This is a genomic window from uncultured Limnohabitans sp. (assembly GCF_937889215.1).
Lineage (GTDB): Bacteria > Pseudomonadota > Gammaproteobacteria > Burkholderiales > Burkholderiaceae_C > Limnohabitans_A.
The window spans coordinates 1-4,025 of record NZ_CALBEX010000344.1; the positions used below are offsets into that span (position 1 = coordinate 1).

Genomic DNA, 4,025 nt, shown 5'->3' on the forward strand with positions numbered 1-4,025 from the left:
TTCGATCAGCTGGCTTTGCGAGTAACCGGTCTCGGTGAACAGGATGCGGTTTTGCACATCGCCTTCAGGCGAGACAATGATGACCAGCAAACGACGCTCGGACAGGCGCAGAAATTCGATGTGCCGAAACACCGACGGCCTGCGCGGTGTCATGACCACACCCACAAAATGCGACAAGTTGGACAACAAGTTGGCCGCACTGGCAATCACTTTTTGCGGCTGGTCTGGCATGAGGGCCGGGGTTTCAAGGCCGTCGCGATGCACAGTGAGCATGGTGTCCACAAACAGGCGGTAGCCCCGGCTGGTCGGAATGCGTCCGGCCGAGGTGTGCGGGCTGGCAATCAGGCCGAGATCTTCCAGGTCGGCCATCACATTGCGGATGGTGGCGGGCGAGAGGTCCAGGCCCGAAGCTTTGGAGAGCGTGCGCGAGCCCACCGGCTGGCCGTCCGCGATATAGCGTTCCACCAGGGCTTTGAGCAATAACTTGGCACGATCATCTAGCATCCGGCCATTTTAATGATGTAATTTGCGAATGAGATCCAAGTTCCGTCACGTTGCACTCTTTGGCAAGTACCACACCACCGCCCACGGCGGGGCACTGGAGAGTTCACGGCGCGCTTTGGACGACGTGGCCCAGTTTTTGACCCGGCAAGGCTGCGATGTGGTGCTGGACCAAGAAACCGCCTCACACACCGGCTTGAACCAATACCCCGTATTGGAAATGCCCGAGATTGGCTCGCAATGCGATTTGGGCTTGGTAATTGGGGGCGACGGCACCATGCTCGGCATTGGCCGTCAAATGGCCCGCCACGGTCTGCCGCTGATGGGCATCAACCAAGGACGGCTGGGCTTCATCACCGACATTCCCCTCCAAAGCTACCAAGATGTGTTGCTGCCCATGCTGCAGGGCAACTACCAAACCGAAGACCGCAGCTTGCTGCAAGCCCATGTCATCCGGGACCAACGCAGCGTGTTCAGCGCTCTGGCCATGAACGATGTGGTGGTCAACCGGGGCGGCACCTCGGGCATGGTCGAGTTGCGGGTCGAGGTCGACGGGCGGTTTGTGTCCAACCAACGCGCTGACGGCCTGATCATTGCCACGCCGACGGGCTCGACCGCTTATTCGCTCTCGGTCGGTGGCCCTTTGATGCACCCGGCCATTGGCGGTTGGGTCATGGCCCCCATTGCGCCGCACACCTTGTCCAACCGCCCCATTGTGCTGCCCGAGTCCTGCGAGATCAGCATCGAGATCGTGGCGGGGCGCTATGTCAGTGCCAACTTTGACATGCAATCGCTGGCCGACCTGATTTTGGGTGACCGGATCGTGGTCAACCGCTCCGAGCACAAAGTGCGCTTTTTGCACCCAGCAGGTTGGAATTACTTCGACACTTTGCGCAAGAAAATGCACTGGAATGAGGGCGCATAAGCCGTGGCACTGACGCACATCACCCTGCGCGACTTCGTGATCGTGCACCAACTGGCACTGGACCTGAGCACGGGTTTCAGCGTGTTGACCGGCGAAACCGGGGCGGGTAAATCGATTTTGATCGACGCCCTGCAACTGGCCCTGGGAGCACGCGCCGAATCGGGCGTGGTGCGCGAAGGCGCCAGCCGCTGTGAGGTCTGCGCCGAGTTCGAGCCCACGCCCGCCATTGCGGCCTGGCTCGAAGAAGCCGGTTTTGAGGCCAACGCTGAATTGCTGCTGCGCCGCACCGTGGACACCGCCGGCAAAAGCCGCGCCTGGATCAACGGCAGCCCGGCCACCGCGACCCAACTGCGCGAATTGGGTGAGCAATTGCTGGACATCCATGGCCAGCACGCCTGGCAAAGCCTGACCCGGCCAGACGCCGTACGGGGCCTGCTCGATGCCTATGCGGGCATCGATTCCCGGCCGCTCAAATCCGCTTGGCACGCTTGGCGGCAGGCCCAGCAAGCCTTGGCCGATGCGCAGCAAGCGCAAAGCACTTTGGCGAACGAACGAGAACGCTTGGCCTGGCAAATTGGCGAGCTGGCCAAGCTCAACCCACAACCGGACGAATGGCAAGCACTGAGCACCCAGCACAGCCGCCTGGCCAACGCACAAGCCCTGATCGACGGGGCCAACCAGAGTGCTGCCTTGCTCGAAGGCGGTGACAACGACAGCGAGGGGGGTGCGTTGCGTCAGCTGTCGCGTGCCGCTCAGGCACTTGAGTCTCTGGGTCAGTTCGAACCCGAATTCCAAGCCTTGGCCAATGTGCTGGCCTCAGCGCAGGCGCAGGCCGAAGACGTGGCCCACAGCCTGCACAGTTATTTGCGCAAGACCGATCTGGACCCGCAACACCTGGCACAGTTGGATGAACGCATGGGGCTGTGGCTGTCGCTGGCTCGGCGCTACAAGACGCCCCCCGACGCGCTGCCGCAGACACTGCAGGCCTGGCGCAAAGAGCTGGCACATCTTGATGCCGCCGCCGACCTGGACAGCCTGCAAAAAGCCGCACTGACGGCTCAGACCGCCTGCACGCAAGCGGCCAAAGCGGTTTCACGCCAGCGCCAGCAAGCGGCCAAACCACTGGCCCAGGCCGTCAGCAGCGCCATGCAGCAACTGGGCATGCAAGGCGGCCGCTTCGAGGTGCAGCTGCAAACCCTGGACGCACCCGCTCAGCACGGCCTGGAAGAAGTGAGTTTTTTGGTGGCCGGCCACGAAGGCAGCACGCCGCGCCCAGTGGGCAAAGTGGCCTCGGGCGGCGAGCTCTCGCGCATTGCGCTGGCCATTGCGGTGACCACCAGCGAACTGGGCGAAGCCGGCACCTTGATCTTTGACGAAGTCGACTCCGGTGTGGGTGGCGCGGTGGCAGAAACCGTCGGCCGCTTGATGAAACAACTGGGCCAACACCGCCAAGTGCTGGCCGTGACCCACCTGCCCCAAGTGGCCGCCTGTGCTGACCACCACCTGCTGGTCAGCAAAACTGCCGCCAAGGGCTTGGTCAGCAGCCAGGTGCGGGGCGTCAGCGGCGAAGAACGCGTGAGCGAGATCGCCCGCATGTTGGGCGGTGAAAAGCTCTCCGCCACCACCTTGGCCCATGCCCGCGAAATGCTGGGCGATGCCCCCTTGAAACCCCCAGGCCGCAAAGCCGCACAAAGTTGAGCATGGACATCATCTTGATCACCGGCATGTCCGGCTCCGGCAAATCGGTGGCGTTGCATGCGCTCGAAGACGCTGGCTATTACTGCGTCGACAACCTGCCGCCCGAGTTGTTGATTCCTTTTGTGAAACTCGAAGAGCAACACCAAGAAAAGCGCCTGGCAATCGCCATTGACGTTCGCAGCGCCAATTCCTTGCACCTGATGCCCGAGCAAATGGCCTTGATGCGCGACATGGGCATGACGGTGAAGTCGGTTTTCCTGGATGCCAACTCGGACACTTTGCAGCGCCGCTACTCGGAGTCACGCCGCAAACACCCGCTGTCGGGTGGCAACAAACCACAAAGCGACAAAGCGCTTTTTGAAACCATCGAGCTCGAACGCGAATTGCTGGCCGACTTGCGCGAACGCGCCCACGTCATCGACACCAGCTTGCTGCGCTCGGCGCAGCTGCAGACCTACATCAAATCGCTGGTCAGCGCGCCTACGGCGCAGCTGACACTGGTGTTCGAATCTTTCGGTTTCAAGCGCGGCATCCCCACCGATGCCGACTACGTGTTTGACGTGCGCATGCTGCCCAACCCCCATTACGAAAGCACGCTGCGGCCGCTGACCGGACGCGATGAGCCGGTGCAAGCCTACTTGCGACAGTCCGAAGAGTTCGTGCAAATGCAATGGCAGATCGAGGGGTTCTTGAAACACTGGATTCCCGCCATCGAACGTGACCACCGCAGCTACGTCACCGTGGCCATCGGCTGCACGGGCGGGCAGCACCGCTCGGTGTTCATGGTCGAGCAGTTGGCGGAAAGCTTCGGCGCACGCTGGCTCACCCTCAAACGCCACCGGGAACTGGACGCTCTGTAATCTCCGCTTAGCCGCTTAGCCGCTTAGCCGCTTAGCCGCTT

The 4,025-nt window shown here is 61.9% G+C and carries 3 protein-coding genes and 1 pseudogene; 3 read left to right on the forward strand and 1 reads right to left on the reverse strand.

Features of this window, described 5'->3' with window-relative positions:
- Positions 1 to 504, reverse strand: a pseudogene (locus Q0341_RS08815) (heat-inducible transcriptional repressor HrcA); the annotation flags it as partial.
- A gap of 28 nt (positions 505 to 532) precedes the next feature.
- On the opposite strand from Q0341_RS08815, the gene Q0341_RS08820 reads away from it, so the two are divergent.
- The 3 genes from Q0341_RS08820 to rapZ are packed head-to-tail and all read left to right on the forward strand — an operon-like array spanning position 533 to position 3,984.
- Positions 533 to 1,426: an NAD kinase gene (locus Q0341_RS08820; RefSeq protein ID WP_299512242.1), complete on the forward strand. Its 894-nt coding sequence runs from the start codon at positions 533 to 535 to the stop codon at positions 1,424 to 1,426.
- Between the two features lie 3 nt (positions 1,427 to 1,429).
- A complete protein-coding gene (gene recN, locus Q0341_RS08825; RefSeq protein WP_299512244.1) occupies positions 1,430 to 3,124 on the forward strand; it encodes a DNA repair protein RecN in 1,695 nt (564 codons plus the stop codon).
- Between the two features lie 2 nt (positions 3,125 to 3,126).
- A complete protein-coding gene (gene rapZ, locus Q0341_RS08830; protein WP_299512246.1) occupies positions 3,127 to 3,984 on the forward strand; it encodes an RNase adapter RapZ in 858 nt (285 codons plus the stop codon).
- Positions 3,985 to 4,025: the final 41 nt, after the last annotated feature.

Coding starts and splice junctions, on each gene's coding strand:
- Q0341_RS08820 (WP_299512242.1), top strand. CDS start 533: ATGAGATCCAAGTTCCGTCACGTTGCACTCTTTGGCAAGTACCACACC.
- rapZ (WP_299512246.1), top strand. CDS start 3,127: ATGGACATCATCTTGATCACCGGCATGTCCGGCTCCGGCAAATCGGTG.